The following is a 26,257-nucleotide window of genomic DNA, read 5'->3' on the forward strand; positions in this document are numbered from 1 at the left end:
TCAGTCTCTCAAATAACCCTCTTTTGCAAGAGCCTCTTTAATTTCTTTCTGGTGTTGCTTTCCTTTTGTCTCCATATGCACAGTCACATTAGCATCTCCATAATCCAGCGATACGGACGTTCTGTCATAAGAGATATGCACAATATTTGCATTTAACTCTTGGAGTATCTGCGTAAAACGCATCAAAGAACCCGGCTTGTCAACCAATGTTACGGTAAGTTTCATTTTGCGATGAGATTTCAGCAGACCCTTTTCTATAATGACAGAAAGGAGCGTAACATCCATATTGCCCCCGCTGAGAACAACTGCAACATTTTTGTTTTTTAGATAATCCAGTTTATGATGCAGTAGTGCCGCAACACCGACAGCTCCGGCTCCTTCTACAACAAGTTTTTGTTTTTCAAGTAAAAACAAAATGGCACTTGCTATCTCTTCATCATCTACACTGATTATTTCATCTACACATTCCAGAGTATGTTCAAGTGTAACAGATGAAGTATCTCGCACTGCTATACCGTCGGCTATGGTTCTGACACTTGTAGAGTCAACAGCTCTTTTTAAATCAAAAGAATTCTTAAATGCAGGAGCCCCTTTGGCACTTACACCAATTACTTTTACAGCAGGGTTGACAGCTTTGAGAGCACTTGCCATACCGGCTATAAGCCCACCGCCACCGACAGGAATGAGTACAGCGTCAAGTTCTTGGCATTTTTCAAGAATTTCCAAGGCTACAGTACCCTGTCCTGCCATCACCTCTTCATCTTCAAAAGGATGTACAAATGTCAAATGATGTTTTTGGCCATACTCTTTTGCATAGGCATAGGCTTCATCATAGTTTGCACCGGCAAGAATCACCTCTGCACCGAAATGTTTTACTCCGTCTATTTTTGTAAGCGGTGTCGATTCCGGCATTACTATCACTGCTTTTGTATCAAAAGCGGCAGCGGAGTAGGCCACCCCCTGGGCATGATTGCCGGCACTTGCTGCGACAACACCGCATTCTCTTTGCTGTGGTGTCAAAGTGGCTATTTTATTATATGCACCGCGAAGTTTGAATGCTCCTGTTATTTGCAGGTTCTCTTTTTTCAAATATACCTTGCATCCGGAAATTTCACTCAGATAGGGAGCATATGAAAAAGGAGTGTTGACAACAACTTCTTCTATACGTTTATGCGCATCTTTTATTTTTTGTAAAGGAATCAAAATCAGCCCTGTAGATTTCGATGATCAACCATAGTGCACTGGTTTTGTACAACTTTCATTCCTGCATCCTGTGCTTTTTTAGCGGCTTCATTGTTTACTATACCTTTTTGTGCCCAAAAAACTTTTACATCACCACGTTTTATACAGGCATCTGCAATGGCATCAAGTGCTGCGGGTTTTCTGAAGATGTCAACCATGTCAACTTCAAAAGGAATTTCAGCCAAAGAGTTATAAACTTTTTCTCCAAGAATCGTCTCCCCTTTTGGATAAACAGGAATTATTTTATACCCCTGACCCTGAAGATATTTGGCAACCCTGTGACTGTCTTTGCTCTCATCAGGAGAAAGCCCCAAAACTGCAATCGTTTTAACATTCTCAAAAATCTCTTTTATTTCATTCATATTTGAATTAACTGTAGGAAATTCACACTCCATAATCAAACCTTTTTTATATTTTGTCAAAAAAAATACTGCACAACACATTCTCATTAACATAGCAAATGCTTTTTGTAAAAAGATTATATCGAAAAACTATAAAGTTGTGAATTAAGTTTACACTCCGAATTATTGAAGTTTTACTTCATCACACACTATTTCAAAATTTCATGCATACTAAAAACTGTCCCAAAAAGAACAGGTTGGTGAAGCATATAAATCAGCAGGGAATGCTTTCCCAGAAAAGATACTTTTTTCGTAAAATAATTTTGTACTGTATTAAAAATAAAAAGTTTTTTGTAGCCAATAAAAATGCCAACAAGAACAACACCAAACCACGGAGTAAAAGGAACTAAATCCTCCGGATGCTTTGGCAGATATAGTGGCATTTGCAGGATATTATAGAGCCAATGCATATGAAGAGTGTTATTATAACTTAACACTATAATTGTGATCCCTGCAAGCAAAGCAGTTTTTGGAAGCTTTACAAATGCAAGCGCAAAAAGAGAAGCAAATGCAATAAAATGCAAGACACCAAAATAGATAAAACTGTGAGGGAATGTAAAATAACTAGCTGCAGAGACAAGCATAGCATTCGCAAGAATAAGAAAAAATCTTTTCAAGTCTTTTGTAAAGTTGTAGCCGCTTTCATTGACCAGATAAAGTGATACTCCGACACATAACAGAAACAGACTTACTATGATATAACGGAAATAGTGCCAAAAAGTTCCATGATAGATATTTATATCTATGAAATGAAAATTATTCAAATCGAAACAAAAATGAAAAACAACCATGAACACAATAGCAATTCCGCGAATAAAATCCAAATCAAAATAGCGTGTTTGCAGCTTATACATTTCAGTATTCATTTAAAACCCTTGCCTTCATCAGTATACGGTCAGAATTCTCAAACTTCAAATTTACTAAAAAAACTGCTTTATCCTTTTGTTTATAGACTCTGAAGACATCAACACTGCCAAGAGAGTCTACATCAAATTTATTGGCCTCTGACAACGGATAAACAGGTTTTTGCAATGATTCGAGTCTGTAAAGTTTTTTATTTTTGACTATATAGGTTACATAAGGGTTTACTCTTCTGTGAAGGGAGTGTGTTGTTTGCAAAAAGAGGACATCTTCATTTTTGTCATTATGCACAATACTGTTTTGCTGATAAAGCATTAAAGAGAAGTCCAGAAAAAGTACTCTCTTTTTTAGACTCAGGGAATTAAATCCATTGACCTGTTTTTCATAAAATGTATTACTTTTGTTTACAGAAGCATTGACTCTGTATAAATAAACCATCATAATAGATAAAATAGTTATAGATATCATCATCTCTATCAGTGTAAAAGCTTTTCTCATCGTATTCTTAACCGTAACAGTGATGAGGAATAGCGCTTGGTTTTCAATGTACTTCTTCCTGTTTCGTAGACAGTTCCTGAACTGTTTTTCTTATTTGGATCGTTATCTTCTTCCTCGTTTGCAGATTCATCAAACATGGCTGTATCAATACTCTGCAGTGTTTGATACACTATTTCTATATCTGTATGTTTGAGTTCTCTTCTAAAATCATCATCCAAATCAAAGTCTGAAACCAACTCCTCCAAAGATATTTTTTCATTTTCAAAGCCATACTTTGTTCCTACAAGCAATGAAAGATATTGCGTGGCCGTTTCCTGATTTTTCACCTGAGAAAATATATGTGTGTTGTTGGCATTTATTTGCAGTAAAGCCATAATTACCACTGAAATAATCATCACAGCCACCATCACTTCTATAAGCGTAAAGGCTTTCCTGCGAAGATTACATGTAGCGGTACAGAACATTTTATAATCCGATACGGATTGCTTCATCCAGTGAAGTTTCTCCATTTAAAACCATATTGGAGAGTTGAAAAGAGATACTTTGCAAACCGTCAGCTTCCAGTGCTTCTTTGATGCTGTGCTCATCCGCTGTAGTTTTTAAAAGATCTTTCACCTTGTCATTCATAATCAAAAGTTCGCCTATGGATCTTCTGCCTGTGTAGCCACTGTAGTTACATGCGGGGCATCCTTTTGCTTTAAAAATTTTGCTCTCCTTTGGGATATTGTAATCATCGGCAAAATTCTCGGCTATGACATCTTCTTCTTTACACTCAGGGCACAATACACGAACCAGCCTTTGTGCCAAAATACCTAAAATAGAAGATGATATTAAAAACGGTGCGATTCCCATATCGACCAGTCTTGATATCGTAGCAGATGCTGAATTTGTGTGAATTGTAGAAAAAACCAGGTGCCCTGTCAGTGCTGCACGCACCGCAATAGATGCGGTCTCTTCATCTCTGATTTCTCCTATCATTATGACATCAGGGTCCTGGCGTAAAATTGAACGCAGAGCACTAGCAAAAGTGAGTCCTACTTTTTCATTCACTTGAATCTGCGATATGCTTTCTGATTTGTACTCCACAGGGTCTTCAACTGTTATAAGATTTTTTTCAGGAGATTCCACTTCCCGCAAGAAAGAGTGCAAAGATGTTGTTTTACCACTTCCTGTCGGTCCGGTCACTAAAATAATTCCGTGTGAAAGGCGCAACAGACCTTTGATCTTCTCAATCATCTCCTGATGAAATCCAAGCTCTGTTATCTGCGGTATCTGTGAACTTTGCATCAAAATACGCATAACAACTCTTTCACCGTAAAACGTAGGCAGTACCGAAACCCTGATATCCAGTATCTCACCTGCAATTTTTATCTGTGTTCTTCCGTCTTGGGGAATACGTTTTTCCGAAATATCTAAATTTGAAATAACTTTAATACGACTGATGATAAGACTGACAACTTTTTTGTCCAAATCTGCATTTTTACTCAGCATTCCGTCTATACGAAATCGGACTTCACCGCTTTTTTCTTTGACCTCTATATGAATATCCGAAGCTCTTTTTTTGACAGCCTGATAAAAAAGTGCATTTACAAACTTGATAATTGGCGCTGATTCTTCACTCGTTAAAATATCACTCGATGTTCTTAAAAAATCGGTCAGAGAGATGTCTTCTTGTTCACTTTCTTGTGAAGAGTCTTCTTGCATTGTCTCTATTGCTTTGTCTGTGCGAAGTTCCAAAAAACGGTTGTAAAGTCTGTCATACGAGTCTTCATCAAGCATCTTGAGAGGATATTTGATTTCTAATTTTGTATAATAATTACTCGCTTCAACCAAATATCTTTCACAAACACATGCAATGACTTCTTCTTCTGTTTTGCTAAAAAGAAGATAGTTTTTAACACTGATCTCCGTTGGTATACCCTCAGGTTCACATACCTGTAAATGTAAGTCATGAAGCACTTCTGTATTGAGCATTAATAGACACCTTTGACATGCACTGCAGGTTCTGTACTCTTTTGTGTCTTTTCATTTTTTTTACTTGTTATCTTTTTAAAGATTTTTTCATTATACTCTTTTTGCACACTTGAAAGGACACCCAAGTCTCTTTGCAGTTTTGAAAGTTCTTCACTTTTATCTATGACATAAGGAGTCAGAATGACTACTAAGTTATCCTGCTCTTTAATTGTTTCAGTAGATGCAAAAAGATAGTCTCCTATCAATGGAATATCTCCCAACAAAGGAACTTTTGTCTTTGTTTTTCTGTCAAGGGATTTTACAAGACCGCCTATAATAATACTTTCACCGCTTCTTAAAATCGCCTGTGTCTTCACCTCTTGTTTGGACGTAACAGGCTGTCCCGCTGCATCAGCGCTTAAAATATTTTCCAAAGACGCTTCAACATCCAAAGTCACCTTGTCGTTCGAGGATACTCTGGGTTTGATTCGCAATGTCAGACCGATATTTTCTCTTTTATAGTTGTTTGTCACTCCTGAAACAGCATTTGTTGTTGCACCGGATATGATAGAGATGGTTTTACCGACATAGATGGAAGACTGTTTATTATTGACACAGAGAATTGAAGGATTTGATATTGTTTTTGATGCACCGTGACTTTGTAAAAAATCAAGTGTTGCCCCAAGAGCCAATGCACTTTTGGCTCCAGAACCGATAGCCCCCAGATAATTAATAATCTGTGTTGATGCCAGATTTTGCAAATTAGCATCACCAAAGTTTGCACTCATTGCATAAAGACCAGATGCAGAAACATCTCCTGCAGCAAAGCCATACTTTATTCCTAAACTTTCAGCATTGTTTTTATTGATATTAATAATTCTCGCCTGGACATATACCTGGTATTTTTCCTTGTCCAGTGCATCAATAATAACCTTGATTCCTTTTAACATCTCAGGATCAGCAACTGCGATGATGGCATTTATCTCTTCATTTGAAGAGATATTCGGTTTTGTGGTGAGACCTTTATAGGTTTTATCAGAAATAATCTCCTTCAAGGTCTTGATTACATTTTTCACATCAGAGTTTTTAAGACTGTAAACTTCAACTGTTCGGCTAACATTCGATTCCACATCAAGTTTTTTTGCCAAATCTTCAATTTTTGCTACATTCTTTTTATTTCCGATAACAATCAAACCGTTTATATTTTCATCAAAGATAATATTTACTTTATCCGAAGCGATCTTAGGATTAAATATTGACTTGCTTATGTCCAATAAACGGGCCTGAATTTTTCCGGCATCTGCATGTTTTATATATATCAGTTTTACAATAGAGTTGTTTGTTCTTTGAATATCTTTGATGATTTTTTTAATAGTTTCTATATTTTTTGGATAATCAGTTATCAAAATCGTATTGCTCTCTTTTAATGTCATCAGTTTTGCAGTTTTTGAAATAAGATAACGAATCTTTGCCGCTATAATATCTACATTTTCACCCTCTACTTTAATAGCCTGGGTTACCATCAAAGATCCGGATACTTTTTGGTTTGGTTTGATAACATCCGCATTAGACCTTGCAACCTCAGAAGAACGGACAACTTCATAATAAGACCCATTACGTACCAAAGAGTAGCCTTTTGACTGTAAAACGGAAACCAGCATCCCCATTAATTCATCATCATAGATAGGTACGGAACTCACAAGATTGACACTTCCGTTTATTTTATAATTCATTAAAATATTTTTATGTGTAATTTTTGCTACCAGTTTTACAAAATCATCAATGGCCAAATTTGAAAAATTAACATTCACCTGCTCTCTTGCCTGAAGAGAGAATGTTAATAGTAGTATCAACGCTATGTGCTTAATGAATTTCATATATCAATTCCTTTTCTGTGTTATTTCTTAAAACAACCAAGCTTATTTCACTTAATTCGTTTATATTTTTATATATATTCATCACTGCTTTATATGATGTCAAATCAATATTATTTGCTTTAATGATAATATCACCTTTTTGCAATCCGAGTGCTGCAAATTTTGAATTTTTATCTATTTTCATTATTTTAAAACCTTTAATTTTTCCATCTTCCATGACTTCCTTTATGGCAATTTGTTTCCAAATCTTTTGAGGATTTTTTTCGAAAAACTTTATATCCTGTCTTGATATATTTGTCACACCATTGTCTGTTTCATCATGCGTAACCTTGTTTATATTTACATTTTTAATTTTTTGTTTCACAAAATGCAGTATATAGTTTTTGCCGTTTTTTGTAAAAACAACATTATCGTTATTGATTTCTTTCAAAATATAGCCATTATATGTTTCACCCACTCCGATAATAGAAGTTTTTTTCAAATTTGATTTCATTGCCACTATGGCATATCCATAATTTTTAGAACCGTAAAGACCGATCAGAGTCATATCAGTAATGCTTCTGTGCGCACCCGTTTCATCTGTTTTTTTATACCCCTTGGTATTTGTGTGTAAAGGAGTAAGCATATTTGTAAAATTTACTCTTTGATATGCCGGACGATAATTCTTTTTTATCTTTACATCTATGCCATTGCTTGGTAAATACCATAACAGCACGAGCGCAAGCAGTTTGGAAAGAGCTATTAAAATCAACAATTTTGTAATGATTTGCAACATCTTGGAATTAGAAACTTTGTTCATAAACGAAGCCTCCATTTTTATCTTTTTTCAAATTTCGCAGTGTTGTACGATAATGAGTCAACATTTTTTTGGAAGGTTTTATCAAAACCTGCAAAGTTCTCTTGACAAGGTCAATATTTATATCAGCCTCTCCAAACTCACCACTGCATTTGCCCTTTACATGTAAAGGATCAAATACAGTATGGACAAGATACAAACTCTTTACATGTAAAGGTATAAATCCTGATGCCATATCTGATAAGACCAAACCTTCAACTTCTACACTGTTATACAAAAGAAAAAGATTCAGTTTTATCTTTTGTATTTTTGCAGTTTCGAGTGATTTCACATATAAAACAGCATTTTTTATTTCAAGCGTAAAACCTTCATCACTGAGAGTTTCATCATTCAAAACAATACCTTTTTTTTGCAGTTGCTGTTCAGCAAAATAGTATATATTTACTTTTGGAGAAAAATAGATAAATGCCATCATAAAAAACAGGACATACAACAGGAATAAAACCAGTTTTTTTACCATTTTATCTTCACCTCCAGCGTTGATTTGTTCTCGCTGATTCTTTTTATTTTCAGCATTGTTATGTTAAATGTTGTATTGAGAATTTTACCCATTAAAAAATTCAAAGCTTTTATATCCATATTTTGAGAACTGATATGTATCCCTGAATTTGTTATCTCTTTTTTTATGTTGGAACTCTTTAAAACAGGATTTGACAATATATGTAAAATCTCTTTTTTTTCTTTTTCTTTGTTGGCAAATGCTTTTTTTAAAGCACTCGTATCTAAAGCAACTTTCAGCGTTTTTTCATAGAGAATTTTTTCCTGCTGAAGCTCTTTTTTTGCATCTATTAGCTTCAGAGCAAAAAACAATAAAAGCAAAAGTAAAAAGATGCCAACGTAAAGAGGATTTAATCGGTTCATAAAGTTATCTCCAAAGTCAGTACTGAATTTTTCAGTTGGGTTTTAGCCTGAATACCTTTGCGTTTCAATGCTTCTGTAATTTTTTTGCTCTGTGTAACACCTTTTATAATCACTGTTAACACTTTGGAGTCAAATCCTATGTAGGAAATTTTTTCATTTTTTGCAAGATGCATTTTGAGAAAATATCCTATATATTTTCTCAGTTTCGTCTGTTTTTCGTATATTTTACTCAGTTCTGCATGAATTGCCTGATTTTGCATCATGGTAGGCTTTAAATTATACTTTGCAAATACAGCACTCCTTTGATCCGCAAGTGTGGCTGCTTTGTCCATAGTAATAAGCCATTCCCCGAAAATTATCCCTGTGATAAACAATAAAACAAAACCAATCTTATAAAAACTGGACTTTTTGAGAATATGATTAAACTGCTGTAAGACTATAGCATGACCGGATGGTTTAAAGTCATCCAGTTTAAGAGTACCTGCTTCTTTTATCCAAACATCGGGTACAAGAATCACTATACCGTTTTTCACTACAAGTGCCTGTTTCTCATTGACTCTACAGGCCCCTTCCATGGAAGAAAATTCACTCTGCGCAAAATAGATATTGACAACATTTGAAGGAGATATCCCTTTTTGTGCCATCAGTTTCAAAATCATTTTATCTTCATAGGCAAAAACTATATACTCGTCATTTTCTTTATAGGCATAGTAGCTGTAGTGACCCTCAGGCAGAATGTCTTCAAAAATGGAAGGAAGCAGTTTTTTTACTTCCCTTATATATTTCACAGGTAAAGAAATTTTCTTTACCCAGTATAAAGACGGAGATAAAATAACATTTGTTTTTTCTTCCATCTGCACTGGTTCCATGAAAGGATCCAACAAAATTGTTTTGTAATTATTCTTAAATTTTGTAAACAAAGTTTGATCCTTTTTTGGTTTTTATGTTGTATTCAAATTTTATTTCAGCGTTTTGCTTGCCCTGTGTAACCAGAAGCGTCACTGTTATAATTTTTTGCAAATCACAACTTGCATTAAATTTTCTTTTCAAATTTTCTTTTTCTTCTGCCGTCAATTTCTCACAGTCCACAAAAAAATTATCATCTTCAGCATCAGTGTTTTCCTGCTCATAATAATTCCCTGACATTATATTAAAAACATCCCTGTTTACAAAGTTTAAATCAATTACATAAGCAGAATTTTTATAATTTCCAAAATTAAAGATATTATGCAGATTTATATATTCAACGCTGTTGTCATGATAGATTTTTTTATAATACTCATTTAACTCTTTTATCTGTTCGTCAGAACTTATATAATCTCTAAAGAGATAAGGATTGTCATCAAACAGAGCGCTGTTATACATTCCGTCTTCTTTTATGCCGCCTGTTAAATCTTCAAGGAGATAAAGATACTCACTGTTTATCATTTTTGCATTAAAATAACCGATAAGTGCATTTTTTAGAGCATTCTCTCCTTGAGCTGTGTTCTTTTTGAGTGCATTAAAATTAAATTTAGATCGGGCACTCTCGAGCTTTACTTCTACCATTATATCTGTACTTAAGGGGACAACTGTGCTGTATTGTAATAAAAATGCACGAAAGGTCTGTGTGTCATTTATATCATCAAGTTCGGGAGTTTCTTTTAAAATTTTCATCATATCATCCAAAACAGCAGTAGTCTGCAATAAAAATTTCTCAGATGAAAGATTCTCTTTTGCACTGTTGATATGCCCGAGTGAGACCCCTATTGTAATTGTAATTGCCATAATGAAAAACATCGTTATGAGTAGGGCTATCGCATTTTTTTTAAACATTTACTGAATACTCATAGAAAAAATTGGCAACAACATAGCTGAAACGATAAATCCGATAGATCCACCCACAAAGAGCATAAGAGCGGGTTCAAGCAAAGTTAAAAGCAGAGAAATCTTGTCACGGTTCTCTTCAAAATAGAGTTCTGAAACATTATGCAAAATTGTTTCAAGTTCTGACGTCTCTTCTCCCAAAGCTATAGACTGGATAAAAGCATAATCAATCTTTATATCTGATTCATTGAGTGCATTTGAGAGCAGTTTTCCTTCTACCACTTTCTTTGAGGCGGTTGTAAACAGCTCTTTGAGCACAAGATTGTTTAAAATATTTGTTCCGAGGTTGATAGTACGCACAAAAGGAACACCCGATCGGACCAGCAAAGATGCCATATAAGAGAAGCGTGCCAACTCACTTTTTTGTATAATCTCTCCAAAATACGGCAGTTTTAAGAGCAGTTTATCGACCCAGTAAGCAAAAGAGTGGCTCTTCTTGCGTGCGAATATAAACATGACAATACCGCCAAATAATGATGCCAAAATGATTTTAAAATTATTTTGAAAAAATGTTCCCGCTGCAATGACTACTTTTGTAGGTGTAGGCAGTTCCTGATGCATATTGACAAATATTCCTGTAATCTGCGGCACCACAAAGGTCAGCATAAAAGCAATCATAAGCAAAGAGACAATTATCATAAAAGAGGGGTACGCAAAAGCACTTTTTATCTCTTTTTTAATGCGTTCCTGTTCTTTTAAAAATTTTGAAAGTTCCAAGAGCACTTCATCCAAAACGCCTCCGTTTTCACTGACTTTGATTGAGTACTTGAAAAACTCCGGAAGCACCACTACTTTTTGCGCTTCAAGTGCTGAGTAAAAATCTTTTCCCTCATTCAGATGTGTACTCACTGTAGATAAAAAGAGTTTCATCTTTTTGTTGTTTTCATAATGTGTCTGTACGATTTTCAGTGCAGAGACTATACTGATACCCGAACGGATATACATGGCAAGTTCACGGGAAAGTCCGGACAACTCTTTTGTACTTATCCGGTATTTTCTTGAAAAATGTATAGAGTCAAAAAACGACGGGGCTTCTTCACTGATTTTTTGATAAATAATCTTTTTGGCTTTAATCTTGCTCTTTGCCTCTGCCAAATCAGAAGCTTCAATCTTGTCAGATACTTTTTTGCCAAACTCGTCAATTCCGCTGTACTTAAATATCATTGTATTATCTTTGTCATTAAATCTTGTTTTGCATTTACTGCTTCTTCTACACTGCTGTACACTTGCGGAGGTTCAAAATAGGGTGTAAAATCATATACACTGTTTTTATACTCTACCAGTACCTGATCACCGACTCCCTCACCATCCACTTCATATGAAAAGCAGACATCTTCTTCAATGTTGTCCTGGTTAAAATAGCCTGTATTCTCTTTTTGCATTGCACCAAGATCAAAGTCATAGCGATAGACTTTTACACTTTTATCAAGGAAATTTTTTATCTTTATATCCTGCTTCTTTCCGTCTATAAGTACAAAACAATTCTTACAGTTATCCAAACAAACAAATTTTACACTCTCTTTATGCGGATAAGATTGTAAAAACTCTTTTAAATTTTTAAGTGACAAATTTGTACTTTTTTCGCTCAGCTTTTTAAAATTGCCTATGACCAAAGTATAGACAACTCCCATTATCACTATGACTATCATAAGTTCAATGAGAGTAAAAGCTTTTTTCAAAAACAGTATCTCTTATTTACACTGACTGAGTTTTATGTCTGCAGCTTCTTTTGTTCCGCCCTCTTTTGCATCTGCACCAAGAGAGACCAGTTCCACTTTGCCGTCATTATTCATATAGATAAAATTTCTTCCCCATGAGTCTTTTGGAATCTCATTGTCTTTAAAATACCCACTCGGTGAGTAGTTGGGATATTTTTGCGGATCCGGGTTTTTTACAAGGGCTTCAAGCCCTTCATCTGTAGTAGGATATCTGCTGTTGTCAATTTTAAACATATCAAGGGCACCATTGTAAATACTCTTCATTTGCACACACACCAGTTTTCTTTTTGCCTCTTCACCTTTTCCCGTAAGACTTGGCATTATCATGGCTGCCAAAAGCCCCAAAATGACGATAACTATCATTAATTCTATGAGCGTAAAACCACTCTTTGATCTGTTTTTCATGCTTTATTACCTTGTTCTTTTTAATTATTTATTATAGCAAAAAAATGTGTTAACTTTTTGCCCTCTTTGCAACTGTTTCTCTTTTATCGTAAAAATACTTCCGTTTTGTCAAAATAGCGTTCAATGTTATCAAAACTATGGCTTCCACCCTCTTCTATAATGAGCTCAGCTTTTGAAAATTTATCTGCCGCTTCTTTATAGTTCAGTGTTTCATCTCCCTTTTGGAGTAAAAGCAGAAAGTTCTCCTGTTTTGGTTCTTGTACTTCATACTTTTTGAGCATTTGCAGATGAGACTCTCTCCATTGGAAACTGCTGCCGTCATAAAAACTCTGCATAAACCCGAGCGTTTTTTGCAGTGTAAAATACGGATAGGCTGAAGGATTTATCAGTACTGCTTTAAGATTATATTTGTGTGCAAGATATGTTGCATAGTACCCGCCCAAAGACGAACCCATCAAACTGACTTTTTCTTGTGAATTTTTTATAATTTCTTCCAGTGTCTGTATCGCCAATTCGGGGATATAGGACAATGAGGGTGCCATAAATTTTTCATTTTTGTTTATAAAATATTCTCTAAAAAGTTTTGCTTTATGCCCTTCTCCACTGCTTGCAAAACCATGTATATAGATTATCATCTTTTCTCACTCCTTTGTATGATTTTTTGCATCTCTTCTCTTCCCAGTGCATAAGCTTTGTCAATATCTCTAAATGAAAAAACTTTGATGTCTAGCAACTTTTCATTGCATAAGTATATACTGCACAACTCTTTTTTTGGAATATATTTTGACTGCCATGCTGTGTGTATGTTTTTTTTAAACCAACCGAGTATAGTTGTCGGTATCTTTTTGTATTTGGGAAAAAGATTGATACCGACAATAGGATAACCGTACTGTTGCAGCTGTTCAACCGGAAAATTGTCTACAAGCCCGCCGTCTACAACCATTCTCCCCTTTACATGTACAGGGGCAAAGAGCGGGGCTACAGAGCAGGATGCCAAAACCGCTTCTTTGAAAATGGCACCCCTGTTATAATAAACCGGACTTTCATCTTCCACATCACATGCCGTTACATGTAAAGGTATTTCAAGTGCTTCAAAACTCTCTTTGTCTATGAGTTTTTTTATCACTTTGGCATTGTGATTGAGTTTAAACAGATAGCCATGTCCCAAAGAGAGTTGAAAAACTGAGCGAAACTCTTTTGATTGTATCACTTTAAAAATATATGCAGCACTTCTCCCACAGGCAAGAGATGCTCCGATCAAAGCACCTACACTTGTCCCACTGATAGCTTTAATCTTGATACCGTTTTCTTCAAGCACAGAAACTACACCCAGTTGATAGGCTCCGCGGGCTGCCCCTCCGGACAGACAGAGTGTTATTTCTCGCGGAAATTGATAATTTTCCATTCACCCTCCAGTGTTTCCACAATTGCAGTGCAACTCTCAACCCAGTCACCGCAGTTTAAATGTAAAAGTAAATCATATCCATAATCACCTAAAACTGCCAACCATTTTTTTGTCATAGTGATAGAATCAAAAAAATCTCCGTGAGTCACTAAAAATTTATTGCCGCTTAAATCTTCATATTCCATTTCATTTTCAATTTTCAGCTTCTCTCCAAACAACCTTTGAATAATTTATGGAAGTATAGTCACTTCATATTACAAAACGGTCACAATTGCGTTTTGTAGACAAATTCGAATTTATTTAGGTATAATTTTTCCATCTAACAAAAAGCGAGGCGTAACAACATGCAAATACGAATATACTTTTGTGCGGTTTTATACAATGAGGATTCTGAAATAATTCAGATATCAGACATCAAAAAACAGGCAAACAAAGAAAACAATCCGGATGTGATTTCACAGATTCAAAACTCAAAGACTACCCTGTCTGCTCTGTATAAAGACGGATGGAGACTCATAGAGGTTGTTCCTTCCCATGAAACAAACGGGTACAGACTTTTCTTAGAAAAAGAGTAATAATATCTCTTTTTTTGAGATATATTAAACACCCAGTTTGTAGAGTTTCTTTCTTTCACTTGAACCTGCGATATTAAGCTGTTTTCTGTATTTTGCTATGGTACGTCTGACCATTTTTACTTTGAATTTTTCTTCTATCAGGGCTAAAAGTTTCATGTCACTCAGAGGTTTTTCATGGCTTTCATTCTTAATAAGTCCAATGAGAAACTCTTTGATGGCAGCATTACTGACATCTTCATCAATGGCGGTTGTAAAAAACTCTTTCATAGCCAAAACACCTCTGTCACATGCTATATATTTGTTTGCAATGGCTCGTGAAATGGTTGAAGGGTTATGCCCAAACTCATCGGCAAGTGTTTTGAGGGTCAAAGGCATAATTTGCCCGCCTGTAAAAAATTCATACTGATACTCAACGATCATCAGCCCTACTTTGTACAGCGTTGCTTTTCTCATATCAAGGGCATCTACAAGACTTTTTGCCTCTTTGATTTTTTGCCTTACAAATTCATGTTCAACTCCATAAGAGGTGTCTATGTTTATCACAGGGTAATAGGCATCATTGAGTTTGACTTCTATCTGCTGTTCATCATTAAAATATATCATCAAATCAGGAATGATCTGCGCAGAATCTTCCTGATATTCGATATTTGGCGGATTTTTGAATGTTGAGAGTACATGCATAACCTCGTTAAAACACTCTTCTTTGGAGTAGGCATGAATATTTTGCATGTCATTAATGATTTTTACCGCCAAACTATATGCCTGATCACTGATTTCACTGTTGTCGAGTTGAAACAAAAATGACTCAGCCAAATTTTTAGCACCTATGCCTACAGGTTCTACATGTAAAAAGCGCAGACGAATCTTTTCAAAAGTTTCTCTGTCTATACTGTTTTTTTGGCAAAATTCTTCTGTATTACCGTCGTAGTAGCCATATTCGTCCAAATTTTCGATGACATACAAAGCTACTCTTTGTGAAACGGGTGTAGGAAAAAGCGGCGCACCTATCTGCTCATCTAAAACATCATAAAGTGTTCGACTTTGAATAGTCAAGGCTTCTATCTGCTCTGTTCTGGAGTTGCTCACTCCGCGAGAAATTATTTTTCTTGGAATCTTTTTTTCAAAATCCTCTTCAAAGCCTGATTTCACTTCTATCACAGGGTTGGCTTCGACAAAAGGAGTCATAGCTTCCCCCAAATCAGAAAGACTCGAATGCAAAATAGGAAGCCAGTTACGCAGGGTATTTGAGAGTTTATGTTTTGTTTCAACGCCCTGTGTCTGTCTTAATGCTCCCATATTTTCATGAATTCCTAAAGCTTGAAGCTTTCACCGAGGTAATGTGTACGGACATCTTCATTTTGTCCGATTTCATCACTGGTTCCCTGCGCAAGCAGTTCGCCTGACTTTATGACATAAACTCTGTCACATACATCAAGTGTTTCGCGTACATTATGGTCTGTTATAAGTACACCAATATCATAAGAAACCAGTTGATGTATGACTTTTTGTATATCCATAACAGCAATTGGGTCAACACCTGCAAAAGGTTCATCAAGCAGTAAAAATTTCGGTTTATTCACAAGTGCCCGCGCAATTTCTACACGACGACGCTCTCCACCGCTGAGGCTGATTCCTTTTCTGTAGCGTATCGGCTCAATGTTAAACATATCAAGCAGTTCTACAATGCGCGCTTCTTGTGCTTCTTTACCTTTTATGCCCACTTCAGCGGCTATCATTAGGTTGTCTTCAACACTCAAATCTTTAAAAATCGAAGCTTCCTGCGGTAAATAGCCTATACCTTTGAGCGCTCTTTCATGTAAGGGCATCCCGATAAGATCTTCTCCGTCAAAATAAACTTTTCCCTCTGTTGCTTCTACCAAACCGCAAATCATATAAAAAGTAGTCGTCTTTCCTGCTCCGTTTGGTCCAAGCAGTCCTACAACCTCGCCACTGTTGACTTCAAGACTTATACTTTTTACTATTTCCAAATCTTTAATTTTCTTTTTTAAGTCTGTTGCTTTTAATGTGTGCATATTGTATACTCTCTTGCATCATCTGAAATTTTTTCTATCTCTATCGTCACTGTTTCAATGCCGGCAGAGACTAAAATATCCACCAATTCATCACTTCCCCACTCTATAAAATGCAGACCCGGTTTTTCCAACTCTTCAAGCATTCCCAAAGAGACAAAATGATCAAGCCCGTGATTGTATATATCATAATGAAATAATTTTTCTCCATAACATTGCTGCAATGAAAAAGTAGGCGATGTCACATCTTCACTCCATCCGAGTTTTTTTGCTATATTTTTTACCAAAGTCGTTTTGCCTGCAGCCAAATCACCCTTTAAAATAACAACACCTTCTTGTAGTTGACTTATAACCCTCTCTGCCAAAGAGTCTAACTCTTCCAATCTATATGTATATGTTTTTTTCATAACTTGTTTGATGTTTCTATGATTTGTTTTAATTTTATTTTCGGTCTTGCTTTTGCAAGGGCTTCTCTTGCCATTTCCAGCCCATCTTGTATATCTCGAGCCAAGCCTCCTACCATCAATGATGCTGCAGTGTTTATAAGCACTATATCTCGTTGGGCATCTGTTGCTTTTTCATCAAATACAGCTCGTAAAATATTTGCATTTTTGAGTGCATCTCCACCCATTATGGCTTCTAGTGGCGCTCTTTTAATACCATACTCCTGCGGGTCAATAATAAACTCTCGTGTCTTGCCATCTTGCAGTAAAGCCGCATAGGTCACATCACTGATGCTGATTTCGTCCATCCCTTCGTTGGAGCTCACAACCAAAGCCGATGTAGCTCCGTTTATCTGCAGTGCTTCTGCCATTTTTGGTACAAAAGCTTTGTCAAATACGCCCAGCATTGACTTTTTCACACCGGCAGGATTTGTCAAAGGTCCGAGTATATTAAATATAGTTTTGTCAGGGATGCTTTTACGCACCGGTACGATGAATTTCATAGCCGGATGATGGTTTTGTGCAAACATAAAAGTAAAACCTGTCTCTTCAAGAAGTCTTGCACTCTGTTCAATACTCAAGTCAAGCCGAACACCCAGTGCTTCAAACATATCGGCACTGCCGCTTTTAGAAGTGATAGAACGACTTCCGTGTTTTGCAACGGTTGCCCCACAAGAAGCAGCAAGCAGCGCTACTGTTGAAGAGATGTTGAAACTGCCTATTTTATCACCGCCTGTTCCGACAATATCAAGCGCATTTTCTCTGAGTTCATCAGAAACAGGCAAAGCAATGGCAAAACTGCGCATAACCTGTGCAGCAGCGGCAATTACTTCCACAGGAGTACTTGCATCAAGTCGTATACTGAGTAAAAACTCACGCATCTGTGCATCACTCATTTCATGCTCAAAAAGTGAAGTAAATTTTACTAAAGCTTCCTCATATGTCATGAAATCTCCTTTATATACTGATCTTGCAAAGATTTTGGTGTTGATTTTGTTGTAGGAATTTGCAGCACTTCATACTTTTTTGATTCATTAAGATAGTTTATAGTAATAATGCTGCCGACTTCCACATTTTTACTCGCCTTTGCAACCACGCCGTTTATTTCCACAACGCCGTTACTTATCATATCCTGTGCAACGGAACGCCTTTTTGTAATATTTACCGAATTTAAAAATTTGTCTATTCTCATTTTTTATCTTTCATCTTTGTATATTTTAAATATAATTTGTTTATTGTAGACAAATCAAACTGAAAAGAATGTAAGAAAAGAAAAAAGTTGGAACATTTTTTGCATTAGATTAATTACTTTGCATCAGTTTTTCAAAATCTTCGCTTAAAAGCGGTTTGGAAAAAAGATACCCCTGATACAGGTCACACTCTATTTTTTCTAAAAAGTCTCTTTGTTCCTGTGTTTCAACACCTTCTGCTACTGTTGTGAGATGCAGATTTTTTGAAATATCAACAATACTCTTCACTAAAGATGCCTGTTGTTTGTTGTCAAGTTCCGCTATAAAAGACTGATCTATTTTTAGCTCTGTTACGGGAATATCACGAATGTAGCTTAATGATGAGTAACCCGTACCAAAATCATCTATAGAAAAATGAATATTGTATTTTTTGAGCGCATTGATTGTGACAATTAATCTTTTTAAATCCTGAGATGTACTCGTTTCAGTAATTTCAAAAATCAGTTTTGTATGAAAGCTGGCTACATTGTACTGACGAATAAGACGTTCAACTACAGGGATGAAATCTTTGTTCAAAAGCTGTCTTACACTAATGTTAATCGACATTTGATGCAGATGCATTCCTGTGCTTTCCCATCTTTGCAGCGTTTTTACAGCTTCTTCCAAAATATATTCGCCTAACTCTATAATATAGCCCGTACTCTCAGCTACGCCGATAAACACTTCAGGACTTACCTGCCCGAGTGTGGCACTCTTCCATCTTGCAAGCACTTCACAGCCGATAATTTTATTTTTACAGTTTATTTGCGGTTGGTATTGCAGATATATTTCATTTTTTTCTATGGCAAAATGCAACAGTCGTTCTACATGTAATTTATTTTCTATGATTTTACACAGTGCATCATTAAATATGACGACATCATCCCTGCCGGCACTTTTAACTTCATACATCGCAATATCTGCTTCTTTTAAAAAATCATGGGCATTGAGTTTTGGGTTGTTTATGATACTCACCCCTATACTTGCACTAATATGAAGAGTGCTGTCTTCTATAAAATAGGTCTCTTTGATTGTGTGTAAAATTTTATTTGAAAATTCTTTTGCCTGCGCAAGGCATCTCTCTTTCGTCTCAAGTGCATCACTTAAAATACAAAATTCATCTCCACCCAATCTGGCAACGATGTTACTGCACCTGTCAGCCAATTGTGTCAAACGTTGTGAAACTTCAACAAGAAGTTTATCTCCGACATCATGTCCAAGGGTATCATTGATTGTTTTAAAATAATCCAAATCTATTAAAAGCAAATAGGTATATCTGTTTTTGTTTTCTCTTACAGAACTGTCCAGGTACTCTATAAAATAGCGTCTGTTTCCAAGTCCTGTCAAATAATCATGATATGCCTGAAACCTGCTTTTTAACAAATATGCATGTGTATTTTTTGCAGCATATAAAAGAACCATACTTAAAACAACAGTGAAAAATGCAAGAATATACGAATAAAGTTCTCCAATTGCTATGAAATAGACAACAAGCGGAAGCATTAAAAACGAAACTGTTGCTACAACAAGTTTTTTCTGTGAAGCTAAAATAGTTGCCGCAACTACCGCACTGCCGAGTTGTGTTGCAATAGCTATATAATGCGCACTGATAGCATCTTTTGAGATATAGTATAAAAACATTATTGTCCATAAGGAAAAGTATATAAACATAAAATATTTTACTTTTTCAAGCCATCTGTCTTTTTGTGATATAGTCATCTTTCTCGAATAGTTTCTATACAACTTCCATCCCCAGACTGAAAGCAGTAAAAAAAGGACAAACCAAAGTATTTCAACAATAATTGAAGAGTAAAGATATCCCATGACTATATATCCGGGACCTGTTCCTAAAAACAATAAAATAACAACAAGTATCTGCTTATGCATAAAGTTATAAAAACTAATATTATCATTCGTTATCAAAACATATCTCTCTTTGCAGGTTTCTTATCATTTTATCTAATAAAAGTGTATAATTCAAGAATGTTAACCTTTACACATCAAACTATGACACAAATCACAAAAGTATTACAAAATCACATCAACACAATGCAAGCAAAAGAGATAATTTCATTTCAAATACTCAATCCTGACATTGCAACTTCTTTGTATAACGGCACACGCATTACATGTAATGATCAAGAGTATATTTACCGTGGCTATAAAAGTTGGATGGATTTGGCACATTTACTTAGGTGCAGAATGCTGACACCGAAAATTGCTGATGAACACACCGTAATTATGCGCTATGAAAAACTTGATGAAGACAGCAGCTTTCATAAAAACATCACAGACAAAGAAGAAAAATACGGAGAAAACTCCATTTTCGGAAAAATTCACAAAAATGAAGAGGCTTCTTTTATTTACAGTTACTCACAGGCATTAAAAAATGTACATCTGAACAAAAGAGTACGTATTTTGAATCTCGGGGTAAACAGTGGAGACGAATTTGAAGTCATAACCTCTTTGGTAGACAACTTTGAAGCGCTTGAACTTGTCGGCATTGACTACTGTGAGTCTGCCATAGACGCGGCAAAAAAGAAGTTTAAAGACTTTGCCAACATCTCTTTACATGTAGCCGATATAAACAGTCTCAATGCGCTTGATTTGGGAAAATTTGACCTCATCATAAGCATAGGAACACTCCAAAGCTCAAACCTTGCATTTAACAAAGTTTTGATGTCCATAGTCCAAAACCAGCTTAAAAAAGAGGGAGCCATCATACTCGGCTTTCCAAATTGTCGCTGGGTAGATGGAGAGATGCTATACGGAGCACGCGTAAAGAATTATGCTTTTTCAGAAATGGGATTGCTCTACAAGGATGTCATCTTTGCAAAAAAATACCTGCAACAAAAAAAGTTTCGCGTCACTGTTACGGGAAAAGATTATATATTTGTAACGGCTACATCTATTCGTAAAGATTAAGAAGCAAATCCTGATGCAAAAGTATCTTTTGCAACCACTATCTGTTTTTGCCGCTCTTTGCGTTTTGTATCTTTTTCTACAAAAATCTTCTTGCGTGTTTTAGGGTCGAGTTCAGTATAATACATAACAGCAGAATAGGTACCGGGAGTCGGCGTAAAGACCTGCGCCTGCTCAGGATTCATTTGTAACTCTTCTGTGGTAAAACGCTTCAACTCGTGCATGTCTTTCTCCTCACATCCCGGATGGGCTGCGATGAGATAATAGGTCAAAAACTGTCTCTTTCCAGACTCTTTGTTGAGTTTGTCATAGAGTTTTTTAAAATCTATCAGAGTCTGTTTGCCCGGTTTTCCCATAAGCTCAAGTACATGCTGTTGTGTATGTTCGGGAGCTACTTTCATCTGCCCTGATATATGATGCTCTACCATCTCTTTGAGATAGCTATATCCATGCTTTTTATCGGCTGTTATCAAATCATACCGAACACCCGAAGCCACAAACGCTTTTCGCACACCCTCCACCTGACGAACCTGGCGTAAAAGATTTATGTTACGGGAGTGATCAACCTTCATTGACTTACACAAATGGCTGGCATCGACACAACGCTGATGGTCACAGGTGCCGAGTTTGAGCTTTTTGTTACACTCATAGCCGTACATATTTGCCGTAGGTCCACCGACATCAGAGATGATGCCCTTATAGTCTTTGTATTTATTGAACTCTTTGGCTTCTGATAAAATATTATTTTCAGAGCGTGTTCTAATAGTTCTTCCCTGATGCACCCCTATGGCACAAAAGTTACACTCTCCCCAACAACCGTGATGTGTCATGATAGAAAACTTAATCGTTTCCAGACATTTTACCTTCCCCTCTTTGGCATAGTAAGGATGCAGCTCTCTTGTAAAAGGCAGATTGGAGTTTGCATCCATCTCATCTTCATTCAGATAGTCACAGGGAGGATTTTGGATGAGGTATCGGCTATCTACTGGCTGACAAAGTCCCTTTGCTGATATTGGGTCATTATTATCATAAAAAAAATCAAAAAGATCTATATATTTCTCTTTATCATCTAAACACTCTTGATGCGAAGGAAGTTGAATATACTCATATACAGGCTCTTTTGATATATAACATATTCCCCGTATATCTCTGTAATCTCTCTTTTCATCTATAGCACGGGTTAACTGTTCTAGTGCAATTTCTCCCATACCGTAAATCATCACATCTGCCTTAGAGTCAAACAAAATAGGCTTTTTGAGTTTATTGGACCAGTAATCATAATGGCTCACCCGTCGCAAAGAGGCTTCAATACCTCCTAAAACGATAGGCACGGTATTTTTAAAATAACGCCGTATAAGATTAGTATAGACTAAAACTGCTCTATCAGGTCTTTTGTTGTTTTTTCCACCCGGAGTATAATCATCGGAATTTCGAAACTTTTTGGTGGCTGTATAGTTTGAAACCATACTGTCAACGCTTCCACCACTGACACCCCAGTACAAACGAGGCTCACCCAAACGCATAATATCATCAGGAGTGTCAATGTCTGGTTGTCCTATCATTCCTACTTTATAGCCCATTCTCTCAAGCATACGACCAACCATAGCAACCCCGATAAATGGCGAATCTATATAAGCATCTCCACTCACTAAGATAACATCACAATAATCCCAACCCCTAGCATCCATCTCTGAGCGTGTTGTTGGAAGAAAATCTTTTGCACTGAATGTAACTGTATCTTTTTTGGGATTGTTATTTCTTTTTTTGTGTCGTCTGCTCAAGCTGTGGCCTTTTAAAATAAATATTGTTCCGAATTATACATCTTTATTCTCCACAATGTGACCACATTCTAGAAATTCTTATTTTCTTTTCATCTTCTTTTACTTCATAAACAAGTCTATGTTGTATATTTATTCTTCTTGAGTACGAACCACTTAAGTTCCCTACTAATTTTTCATAAGGAGGCGGGTTTTGAAAAGGATTTTTTCTGATGATTTCAATAAGTTCTTTAGCTTTGTTATCTAAGTTAGCACTTGATAATTTTTTAGCATCTTTTAATGCCCATTTACTATAAAGTATTTTATACTCTACCATTCAACATTTTCACTAAATTCTTCATCAGGTGCATTCATTGATTCTTGAATTGAAGAAGCCATATTTGGTATAGTATTTAAATACAATGTTTCTTCTATCGCATTCCAGTCTTCTTGAGAAAGCATAACTACATTATTTCTCTTCCCGGTAATAAGCACTGGTTCATGAGTTTTTGCTGTTTCGTCCATAACATTGTAAATATCTGCTCTAACTTGGCTTACCGACATAACTTTTGTCATAGTTAACCCTTTAATTCATTTTCTGCATTGTACTAAATATCGTACGCTTTGTCAAGCTGTAATATTTTTTAAGATAACGGTCGAAGATATCCGATAAATTACCGCTAGGTAATTTATTGGCTACTGTTTTGTTAGCGTTGAGCTTCTTATCAGTTTTTGGAGGAGTAGCTCTTCTACATTTTGTCTTGAATCAAAGATAGCCATTACATAGACACTGTCACTATCAACTTTATACATGATTCTCCAAGGAGAACTTATAAGCTCTCGATACATTGTGATACCTTCTTTCTGAAGTTCAGGTACAACTCTACCTCTTAATGGTAAAAAATTACTAGAGTTAGCTTTATTTTTTATCTTTTGATAAATCTCTCTTGCAATACTCGGAGAATCTTCTTTAATATAAGCAACAATATTTAAAAGGTCTTCTTTCGCATTTGAAGTCCATTGAACTTTATATGTTTTACTCATCTGTTAAGAAGTTCCTCAACAGATTTAAACACATCTTCTTCTGAATGAAGGTTCCCCTCTCTTATATCTTCTTCAGCAAATGAAAGAAGTTTAAGTATCGAGATAGCATTTCGCATATCTTCATAACTTTTTGGGTCTTGAATAACAGCTTTCGCTTCGCCATTTTGAGTAATAATCATCGGTCGGTGTGTTTCGTTAATATGTTTGAGAACATCAGCTGCTCTGCTTTTTAAATATGTAATAGGTTTTATATCTTCAACTATTTGCATAAAATCTCCTTCAGTCCTTTTATTGTACCAAATTAAGACTTAATGTGCAAATGTGATGCTAACGACTCACTTGAGAAATAGTTTTTCCGCTAGGGTAAACTATTTCTCTCCAAGTTTTTGTTAGATAATTTAAAACTATCTGATAGCTTCATGTGATATTATTTCTATTTTTCCAGAAATTTTTTGAGTAAGCGGTTCTAAGAGTTTATTACCTTTTACAGCTGATTTAGTACTTTTTCCTAATTCTAGGAGCCTGTCGGATTAACCCACTCAAAACCAATAATCAGGTATAATAAATATAAATAAGAGAATATTCTAATAAGGCTTTGACGATATGAAACCCTTCATAGCAGCTAACCGAAATCAGCCATTCCTGATGCCTCCGAGTATAGAAGAGTGGCTTCCAAAGAGGCATTTGGCACGCTTCATTGTAGAGATAGTCGAAACACTCGATCTCAATGATATCTACAAACACTACAAAGAAGGTGGCAAAGATGCCTATGATCCCAAAGCAATGCTTTCGCTTCTCTTTTACGGATATGTGCGGTGAGCGAAGCGAGGAAATACTCTTGGGGTGCAACAGGAGTCTTTTCAAGCAGAAAGATAGAACAGGCTACCTACGATTCTGTACCATTTAGATATATTGCTGTCAATACTCATCCCGATCACGATACCATTGCCAACTTCCGCAAACGTTTTCTTTCCCAGATATCCGATCTCTTTGTGCAGATACTTGAGGTAGCACAGAAGTCGGGCGTACTTAAAGTAGGCAAAGTAAGTCTTGACGGTACCAAAGTCAAAGCCAACGCTTCCAAGCATAAGGCACTGAGCTACGGACATATAAAAAAACTGCAATCCCAACTCGAAGCAGAAGTGCAGGCCTTGCTTGAAAAAGCACAAGAGGCAGACAACAGTAAAAGCGATGAAGGAGTGAATATCCCTGAGGAGCTGGAACGAAGAGAAGAGCGTCTTGAAGTCATTAAGGAAGCCAAAGCAAAAATAGAGCAACGCGCCAAAGAGCGCTATGCAAAAGAGAAAGCACTCTATGATGAGAAGATGAAGAGACGCAAGGAGAAAGAGAAGCTCACAGACAAGAAGACAAAAGGCAAAGTGCCAAAAGAGCCTGTCGAAGAAGTATTGGATAAAGACCAGGTCAACCTGACCGATGAAGAGTCTCGTATTATGAAAACATCAGGCGGAGGGTTTGAGCAGTGCTACAATGCCCAAGCCTCAGCAGAGCATGATTCCCGTCTGATACTCCATACCCATGTTACACAAAACACCAATGACAAACAGGAGGTTAAGCCTACACTGCAATGGTATGAGGTACATCCAAAACTCAAACCTTCCGCTGCATTCAATGCGGATGCAGGCTATTTCAGCGAAGAGAATATCAAGCTATGTGTAAAAAGCAAAATGACACCCTATATCTCATTTGGAAAAGAGCAACACAATCAGCCACTTGAAGAGAGATTCAAAGAGGCAGACCCTTTGCCTGATAATCCTACTGAAGTAGAAAAAATGAAACACCGTCTTCAGACCAAAGAGGGTAAAGCTATTTATGCCCAACGCAAATGTGTCATAGAACCCATCTTCGGTATCATCAAACAGGTAATTGGATTTAGGCAATTTATGCTCAGAGGGCTTCAAAAGGCACAAGGTGAGTGGCGTTTGGTATGCATGGCATACAATCTGAAGAGATTGCATACGATAATGGGATAACAGGAGACAGGGATGGCATATATCGAGCAATATATGAAGGATTTTAGAGAATATTTTCTACATTATCGCTCTAAAAATGGTTTTTTAAAAATATGAGAGATTATAGGGAGTATTTTTGGATGGGTATCCGACAGACTCCTAGAAGTTTATTGAATGCTGCTATATTATACAATGCTTCTTTTAACTGAGGTGTTGTAATTGATATAACACCTTCTGGTGAATCCACTTTTATAATACCTTTTATATTGAAATCATATTCATCATAATCCATTTAATGTTCCTTATTATTTATCTAACGGGTGTTCAACTCTCCAAGTACTTGT

The 26,257-nt window shown here is 36.2% G+C and carries 32 protein-coding genes and 1 pseudogene; 3 read left to right on the forward strand and 30 right to left on the reverse strand.

The window, feature by feature from the left end; translation table 11 throughout:
- The 18 genes from ilvA to FJR45_RS06935 form a co-directional block, all read right to left on the reverse strand.
- The gene (ilvA, locus tag FJR45_RS06850; RefSeq protein WP_193149843.1) at positions 1–1,203 is read right to left on the reverse strand and encodes a threonine ammonia-lyase; all 1,203 of its coding nucleotides are present in this window, start codon (positions 1,201–1,203) and stop codon (positions 1–3) included.
- Between the two features lie 2 nt (positions 1,204–1,205).
- Positions 1,206–1,637, reverse strand: a complete 432-nt coding sequence (locus FJR45_RS06855; RefSeq protein WP_193151914.1) for a CoA-binding protein — start codon at positions 1,635–1,637, stop codon at positions 1,206–1,208.
- Between the two features lie 155 nt (positions 1,638–1,792).
- Positions 1,793–2,509 carry a heparan-alpha-glucosaminide N-acetyltransferase gene (locus FJR45_RS06860; protein ID WP_193149844.1) on the reverse strand — a complete coding sequence of 239 codons (717 nt, stop codon included), beginning with the start codon at positions 2,507–2,509 and terminating at the stop codon, positions 1,793–1,795.
- Positions 2,499–3,002, reverse strand: a complete 504-nt coding sequence (locus FJR45_RS06865) for a prepilin-type N-terminal cleavage/methylation domain-containing protein (protein ID WP_193149845.1) — start codon at positions 3,000–3,002, stop codon at positions 2,499–2,501. Before FJR45_RS06865 ends, FJR45_RS06860 begins: the two co-directional genes overlap by 11 nt.
- Positions 2,999–3,493 carry a type IV pilus modification PilV family protein gene (locus FJR45_RS06870; protein WP_193149848.1) on the reverse strand — a complete coding sequence of 165 codons (495 nt, stop codon included), beginning with the start codon at positions 3,491–3,493 and terminating at the stop codon, positions 2,999–3,001. The genes FJR45_RS06865 and FJR45_RS06870 overlap by 4 nt, the downstream gene beginning before the upstream one ends.
- Positions 3,468–4,976, reverse strand: coding sequence for a GspE/PulE family protein (locus FJR45_RS06875; protein WP_193149849.1), 1,509 nt, complete (start codon positions 4,974–4,976; stop codon positions 3,468–3,470). The genes FJR45_RS06870 and FJR45_RS06875 overlap by 26 nt, the downstream gene beginning before the upstream one ends.
- On the reverse strand, positions 4,976–6,832 hold the full coding sequence (locus tag FJR45_RS06880) for a secretin GspD/PilQ domain-containing protein (RefSeq protein WP_193149851.1): 1,857 nt from the start codon (positions 6,830–6,832) through the stop codon (positions 4,976–4,978). Before FJR45_RS06880 ends, FJR45_RS06875 begins: the two co-directional genes overlap by 1 nt.
- Entirely contained in the window at positions 6,819–7,631 is an 813-nt protein-coding gene (locus tag FJR45_RS06885; protein WP_193149853.1) for a PDZ domain-containing protein, read from the reverse strand. Before FJR45_RS06885 ends, FJR45_RS06880 begins: the two co-directional genes overlap by 14 nt.
- Positions 7,615–8,148, reverse strand: a complete 534-nt coding sequence (locus tag FJR45_RS06890; RefSeq protein ID WP_193149855.1) for a hypothetical protein — start codon at positions 8,146–8,148, stop codon at positions 7,615–7,617. Before FJR45_RS06890 ends, FJR45_RS06885 begins: the two co-directional genes overlap by 17 nt.
- On the reverse strand, positions 8,142–8,549 hold the full coding sequence (locus FJR45_RS06895) for a hypothetical protein (protein ID WP_193149856.1): 408 nt from the start codon (positions 8,547–8,549) through the stop codon (positions 8,142–8,144). The genes FJR45_RS06890 and FJR45_RS06895 overlap by 7 nt, the downstream gene beginning before the upstream one ends.
- Positions 8,546–9,403, reverse strand: a complete 858-nt coding sequence (locus FJR45_RS06900; RefSeq protein ID WP_193149858.1) for a hypothetical protein — start codon at positions 9,401–9,403, stop codon at positions 8,546–8,548. Before FJR45_RS06900 ends, FJR45_RS06895 begins: the two co-directional genes overlap by 4 nt.
- 49 nt (positions 9,404–9,452) lie before the next feature.
- Positions 9,453–10,364, reverse strand: coding sequence for a hypothetical protein (locus FJR45_RS06905; protein ID WP_193149860.1), 912 nt, complete (start codon positions 10,362–10,364; stop codon positions 9,453–9,455).
- Positions 10,365–11,579, reverse strand: a complete 1,215-nt coding sequence (locus tag FJR45_RS06910; protein ID WP_193149862.1) for a type II secretion system F family protein — start codon at positions 11,577–11,579, stop codon at positions 10,365–10,367.
- Positions 11,576–12,094, reverse strand: coding sequence for a type II secretion system protein (locus tag FJR45_RS06915; RefSeq protein ID WP_193149863.1), 519 nt, complete (start codon positions 12,092–12,094; stop codon positions 11,576–11,578). Before FJR45_RS06915 ends, FJR45_RS06910 begins: the two co-directional genes overlap by 4 nt.
- 12 nt (positions 12,095–12,106) lie before the next feature.
- Positions 12,107–12,538 (reverse strand): type II secretion system major pseudopilin GspG, encoded by a 432-nt coding sequence (gene gspG, locus FJR45_RS06920; RefSeq protein ID WP_151900226.1) that lies wholly within the window; start codon positions 12,536–12,538, stop codon positions 12,107–12,109.
- An 83-nt stretch (positions 12,539–12,621) separates the two neighbouring features.
- Positions 12,622–13,173 carry a YqiA/YcfP family alpha/beta fold hydrolase gene (locus tag FJR45_RS06925; protein ID WP_193149865.1) on the reverse strand — a complete coding sequence of 184 codons (552 nt, stop codon included), beginning with the start codon at positions 13,171–13,173 and terminating at the stop codon, positions 12,622–12,624.
- Complete coding sequence (locus FJR45_RS06930) at positions 13,170–13,943, reverse strand: patatin-like phospholipase family protein (protein ID WP_193149866.1); 774 nt, start codon at positions 13,941–13,943, stop codon at positions 13,170–13,172. The genes FJR45_RS06925 and FJR45_RS06930 overlap by 4 nt, the downstream gene beginning before the upstream one ends.
- Positions 13,913–14,161: a metallophosphoesterase family protein gene (locus FJR45_RS06935; RefSeq protein ID WP_226966398.1), complete on the reverse strand. Its 249-nt coding sequence runs from the start codon at positions 14,159–14,161 to the stop codon at positions 13,913–13,915. Before FJR45_RS06935 ends, FJR45_RS06930 begins: the two co-directional genes overlap by 31 nt.
- 126 nt (positions 14,162–14,287) lie before the next feature.
- Here FJR45_RS06935 and FJR45_RS06940 point away from each other — a divergent pair, with 126 nt between their 5' ends.
- The gene (locus FJR45_RS06940) at positions 14,288–14,518 is read left to right on the forward strand and encodes a hypothetical protein (protein ID WP_193149868.1); all 231 of its coding nucleotides are present in this window, start codon (positions 14,288–14,290) and stop codon (positions 14,516–14,518) included.
- Between the two features lie 24 nt (positions 14,519–14,542).
- Here FJR45_RS06940 and FJR45_RS06945 read toward each other — a convergent pair whose 3' ends face one another.
- The 6 genes from FJR45_RS06945 to FJR45_RS06970 form a co-directional block, all read right to left on the reverse strand.
- On the reverse strand, positions 14,543–15,814 hold the full coding sequence (locus tag FJR45_RS06945) for an RNA polymerase factor sigma-54 (protein ID WP_193149870.1): 1,272 nt from the start codon (positions 15,812–15,814) through the stop codon (positions 14,543–14,545).
- A gap of 14 nt (positions 15,815–15,828) precedes the next feature.
- Entirely contained in the window at positions 15,829–16,551 is a 723-nt protein-coding gene (lptB, locus tag FJR45_RS06950) for an LPS export ABC transporter ATP-binding protein (RefSeq protein ID WP_193149871.1), read from the reverse strand.
- Positions 16,539–16,955 (reverse strand): tRNA (adenosine(37)-N6)-threonylcarbamoyltransferase complex ATPase subunit type 1 TsaE, encoded by a 417-nt coding sequence (gene tsaE / locus FJR45_RS06955; RefSeq protein WP_193149880.1) that lies wholly within the window; start codon positions 16,953–16,955, stop codon positions 16,539–16,541. Before tsaE ends, lptB begins: the two co-directional genes overlap by 13 nt.
- Complete coding sequence (gene trpD / locus FJR45_RS06960; protein ID WP_193149882.1) at positions 16,952–17,938, reverse strand: anthranilate phosphoribosyltransferase; 987 nt, start codon at positions 17,936–17,938, stop codon at positions 16,952–16,954. The genes tsaE and trpD overlap by 4 nt, the downstream gene beginning before the upstream one ends.
- Positions 17,935–18,183 carry an RNA-binding S4 domain-containing protein gene (locus FJR45_RS06965; protein ID WP_193149884.1) on the reverse strand — a complete coding sequence of 83 codons (249 nt, stop codon included), beginning with the start codon at positions 18,181–18,183 and terminating at the stop codon, positions 17,935–17,937. The genes trpD and FJR45_RS06965 overlap by 4 nt, the downstream gene beginning before the upstream one ends.
- A gap of 109 nt (positions 18,184–18,292) precedes the next feature.
- On the reverse strand, positions 18,293–20,143 hold the full coding sequence (locus FJR45_RS06970) for an EAL domain-containing protein (protein WP_226966399.1): 1,851 nt from the start codon (positions 20,141–20,143) through the stop codon (positions 18,293–18,295).
- 60 nt (positions 20,144–20,203) lie between these two features.
- Between FJR45_RS06970 and FJR45_RS06975 the strand changes: the two genes are divergently transcribed.
- Positions 20,204–21,145, forward strand: a complete 942-nt coding sequence (locus FJR45_RS06975; protein WP_193149885.1) for a class I SAM-dependent methyltransferase — start codon at positions 20,204–20,206, stop codon at positions 21,143–21,145.
- Here FJR45_RS06975 and FJR45_RS06980 read toward each other — a convergent pair.
- The 5 genes from FJR45_RS06980 to FJR45_RS07000 all read right to left on the reverse strand — a co-directional run bounded on the left by FJR45_RS06980 (position 21,142) and on the right by FJR45_RS07000 (position 24,212).
- Complete coding sequence (locus tag FJR45_RS06980; protein WP_193151916.1) at positions 21,142–22,830, reverse strand: YgiQ family radical SAM protein; 1,689 nt, start codon at positions 22,828–22,830, stop codon at positions 21,142–21,144. The genes FJR45_RS06975 and FJR45_RS06980 overlap by 4 nt on opposite strands.
- A gap of 136 nt (positions 22,831–22,966) precedes the next feature.
- A complete protein-coding gene (locus FJR45_RS06985) occupies positions 22,967–23,236 on the reverse strand; it encodes a Txe/YoeB family addiction module toxin (RefSeq protein ID WP_193149886.1) in 270 nt (89 codons plus the stop codon).
- Positions 23,230–23,475: a type II toxin-antitoxin system Phd/YefM family antitoxin gene (locus tag FJR45_RS06990; protein WP_193149887.1), complete on the reverse strand. Its 246-nt coding sequence runs from the start codon at positions 23,473–23,475 to the stop codon at positions 23,230–23,232. The genes FJR45_RS06985 and FJR45_RS06990 overlap by 7 nt, the downstream gene beginning before the upstream one ends.
- A 120-nt stretch (positions 23,476–23,595) precedes the next feature.
- Positions 23,596–23,943 (reverse strand): type II toxin-antitoxin system RelE/ParE family toxin, encoded by a 348-nt coding sequence (locus FJR45_RS06995; RefSeq protein WP_193149888.1) that lies wholly within the window; start codon positions 23,941–23,943, stop codon positions 23,596–23,598.
- Positions 23,940–24,212 carry a type II toxin-antitoxin system Phd/YefM family antitoxin gene (locus FJR45_RS07000; RefSeq protein ID WP_193149889.1) on the reverse strand — a complete coding sequence of 91 codons (273 nt, stop codon included), beginning with the start codon at positions 24,210–24,212 and terminating at the stop codon, positions 23,940–23,942. Before FJR45_RS07000 ends, FJR45_RS06995 begins: the two co-directional genes overlap by 4 nt.
- A gap of 334 nt (positions 24,213–24,546) precedes the next feature.
- Here FJR45_RS07000 and FJR45_RS07005 point away from each other — a divergent pair.
- Positions 24,547–25,934: pseudogene (locus tag FJR45_RS07005) on the forward strand (transposase).
- A 100-nt stretch (positions 25,935–26,034) separates the two neighbouring features.
- Here FJR45_RS07005 and FJR45_RS07010 read toward each other — a convergent pair.
- Entirely contained in the window at positions 26,035–26,205 is a 171-nt protein-coding gene (locus tag FJR45_RS07010; protein WP_193149890.1) for a hypothetical protein, read from the reverse strand.
- Between the last annotated feature and the right edge of the window lie 52 nt (positions 26,206–26,257).

Origin of the sequence: Sulfurimonas sediminis, from assembly GCF_014905115.1 — a bacterium.
In the GTDB taxonomy this organism is placed as follows: Bacteria; Campylobacterota; Campylobacteria; order Campylobacterales; family Sulfurimonadaceae; genus Sulfurimonas; species Sulfurimonas sediminis.

Bases quoted from the DNA above. Each gene is read 5' to 3' on its own strand.
- FJR45_RS06855 (WP_193151914.1), bottom strand. From the start codon at position 1,637: ATGGAGTGTGAATTTCCTACAGTTAATTCAAATATGAATGAAATAAAA.
- FJR45_RS06860 (WP_193149844.1), bottom strand. From the start codon at position 2,509: ATGAATACTGAAATGTATAAGCTGCAAACACGCTATTTTGATTTGGAT.
- FJR45_RS06865 (WP_193149845.1), bottom strand. From the start codon at position 3,002: ATGAGAAAAGCTTTTACACTGATAGAGATGATGATATCTATAACTATT.
- FJR45_RS06870 (WP_193149848.1), bottom strand. From the start codon at position 3,493: ATGAAGCAATCCGTATCGGATTATAAAATGTTCTGTACCGCTACATGT.
- FJR45_RS06875 (WP_193149849.1), bottom strand. From the start codon at position 4,976: ATGCTCAATACAGAAGTGCTTCATGACTTACATTTACAGGTATGTGAA.
- FJR45_RS06880 (WP_193149851.1), bottom strand. From the start codon at position 6,832: ATGAAATTCATTAAGCACATAGCGTTGATACTACTATTAACATTCTCT.
- FJR45_RS06885 (WP_193149853.1), bottom strand. From the start codon at position 7,631: ATGAACAAAGTTTCTAATTCCAAGATGTTGCAAATCATTACAAAATTG.
- FJR45_RS06890 (WP_193149855.1), bottom strand. From the start codon at position 8,148: ATGGTAAAAAAACTGGTTTTATTCCTGTTGTATGTCCTGTTTTTTATG.
- FJR45_RS06895 (WP_193149856.1), bottom strand. From the start codon at position 8,549: ATGAACCGATTAAATCCTCTTTACGTTGGCATCTTTTTACTTTTGCTT.
- FJR45_RS06900 (WP_193149858.1), bottom strand. From the start codon at position 9,403: ATGGAAGAAAAAACAAATGTTATTTTATCTCCGTCTTTATACTGGGTA.
- FJR45_RS06905 (WP_193149860.1), bottom strand. From the start codon at position 10,364: ATGTTTAAAAAAAATGCGATAGCCCTACTCATAACGATGTTTTTCATT.
- FJR45_RS06910 (WP_193149862.1), bottom strand. From the start codon at position 11,579: ATGATATTTAAGTACAGCGGAATTGACGAGTTTGGCAAAAAAGTATCT.
- gspG (WP_151900226.1), bottom strand. From the start codon at position 12,538: ATGAAAAACAGATCAAAGAGTGGTTTTACGCTCATAGAATTAATGATA.
- FJR45_RS06925 (WP_193149865.1), bottom strand. From the start codon at position 13,173: ATGATAATCTATATACATGGTTTTGCAAGCAGTGGAGAAGGGCATAAA.
- FJR45_RS06930 (WP_193149866.1), bottom strand. From the start codon at position 13,943: ATGGAAAATTATCAATTTCCGCGAGAAATAACACTCTGTCTGTCCGGA.
- FJR45_RS06940 (WP_193149868.1), top strand. From the start codon at position 14,288: ATGCAAATACGAATATACTTTTGTGCGGTTTTATACAATGAGGATTCT.
- FJR45_RS06945 (WP_193149870.1), bottom strand. From the start codon at position 15,814: ATGGGAGCATTAAGACAGACACAGGGCGTTGAAACAAAACATAAACTC.
- lptB (WP_193149871.1), bottom strand. From the start codon at position 16,551: ATGCACACATTAAAAGCAACAGACTTAAAAAAGAAAATTAAAGATTTG.
- tsaE (WP_193149880.1), bottom strand. From the start codon at position 16,955: ATGAAAAAAACATATACATATAGATTGGAAGAGTTAGACTCTTTGGCA.
- trpD (WP_193149882.1), bottom strand. From the start codon at position 17,938: ATGACATATGAGGAAGCTTTAGTAAAATTTACTTCACTTTTTGAGCAT.
- FJR45_RS06965 (WP_193149884.1), bottom strand. From the start codon at position 18,183: ATGAGAATAGACAAATTTTTAAATTCGGTAAATATTACAAAAAGGCGT.
- FJR45_RS06975 (WP_193149885.1), top strand. From the start codon at position 20,204: ATGTTAACCTTTACACATCAAACTATGACACAAATCACAAAAGTATTA.
- FJR45_RS06980 (WP_193151916.1), bottom strand. From the start codon at position 22,830: ATGGATGCTAGGGGTTGGGATTATTGTGATGTTATCTTAGTGAGTGGA.
- FJR45_RS06985 (WP_193149886.1), bottom strand. From the start codon at position 23,236: ATGGTAGAGTATAAAATACTTTATAGTAAATGGGCATTAAAAGATGCT.
- FJR45_RS06990 (WP_193149887.1), bottom strand. From the start codon at position 23,475: ATGACAAAAGTTATGTCGGTAAGCCAAGTTAGAGCAGATATTTACAAT.
- FJR45_RS06995 (WP_193149888.1), bottom strand. From the start codon at position 23,943: ATGAGTAAAACATATAAAGTTCAATGGACTTCAAATGCGAAAGAAGAC.
- FJR45_RS07000 (WP_193149889.1), bottom strand. From the start codon at position 24,212: ATGCAAATAGTTGAAGATATAAAACCTATTACATATTTAAAAAGCAGA.
- FJR45_RS07010 (WP_193149890.1), bottom strand. From the start codon at position 26,205: ATGGATTATGATGAATATGATTTCAATATAAAAGGTATTATAAAAGTG.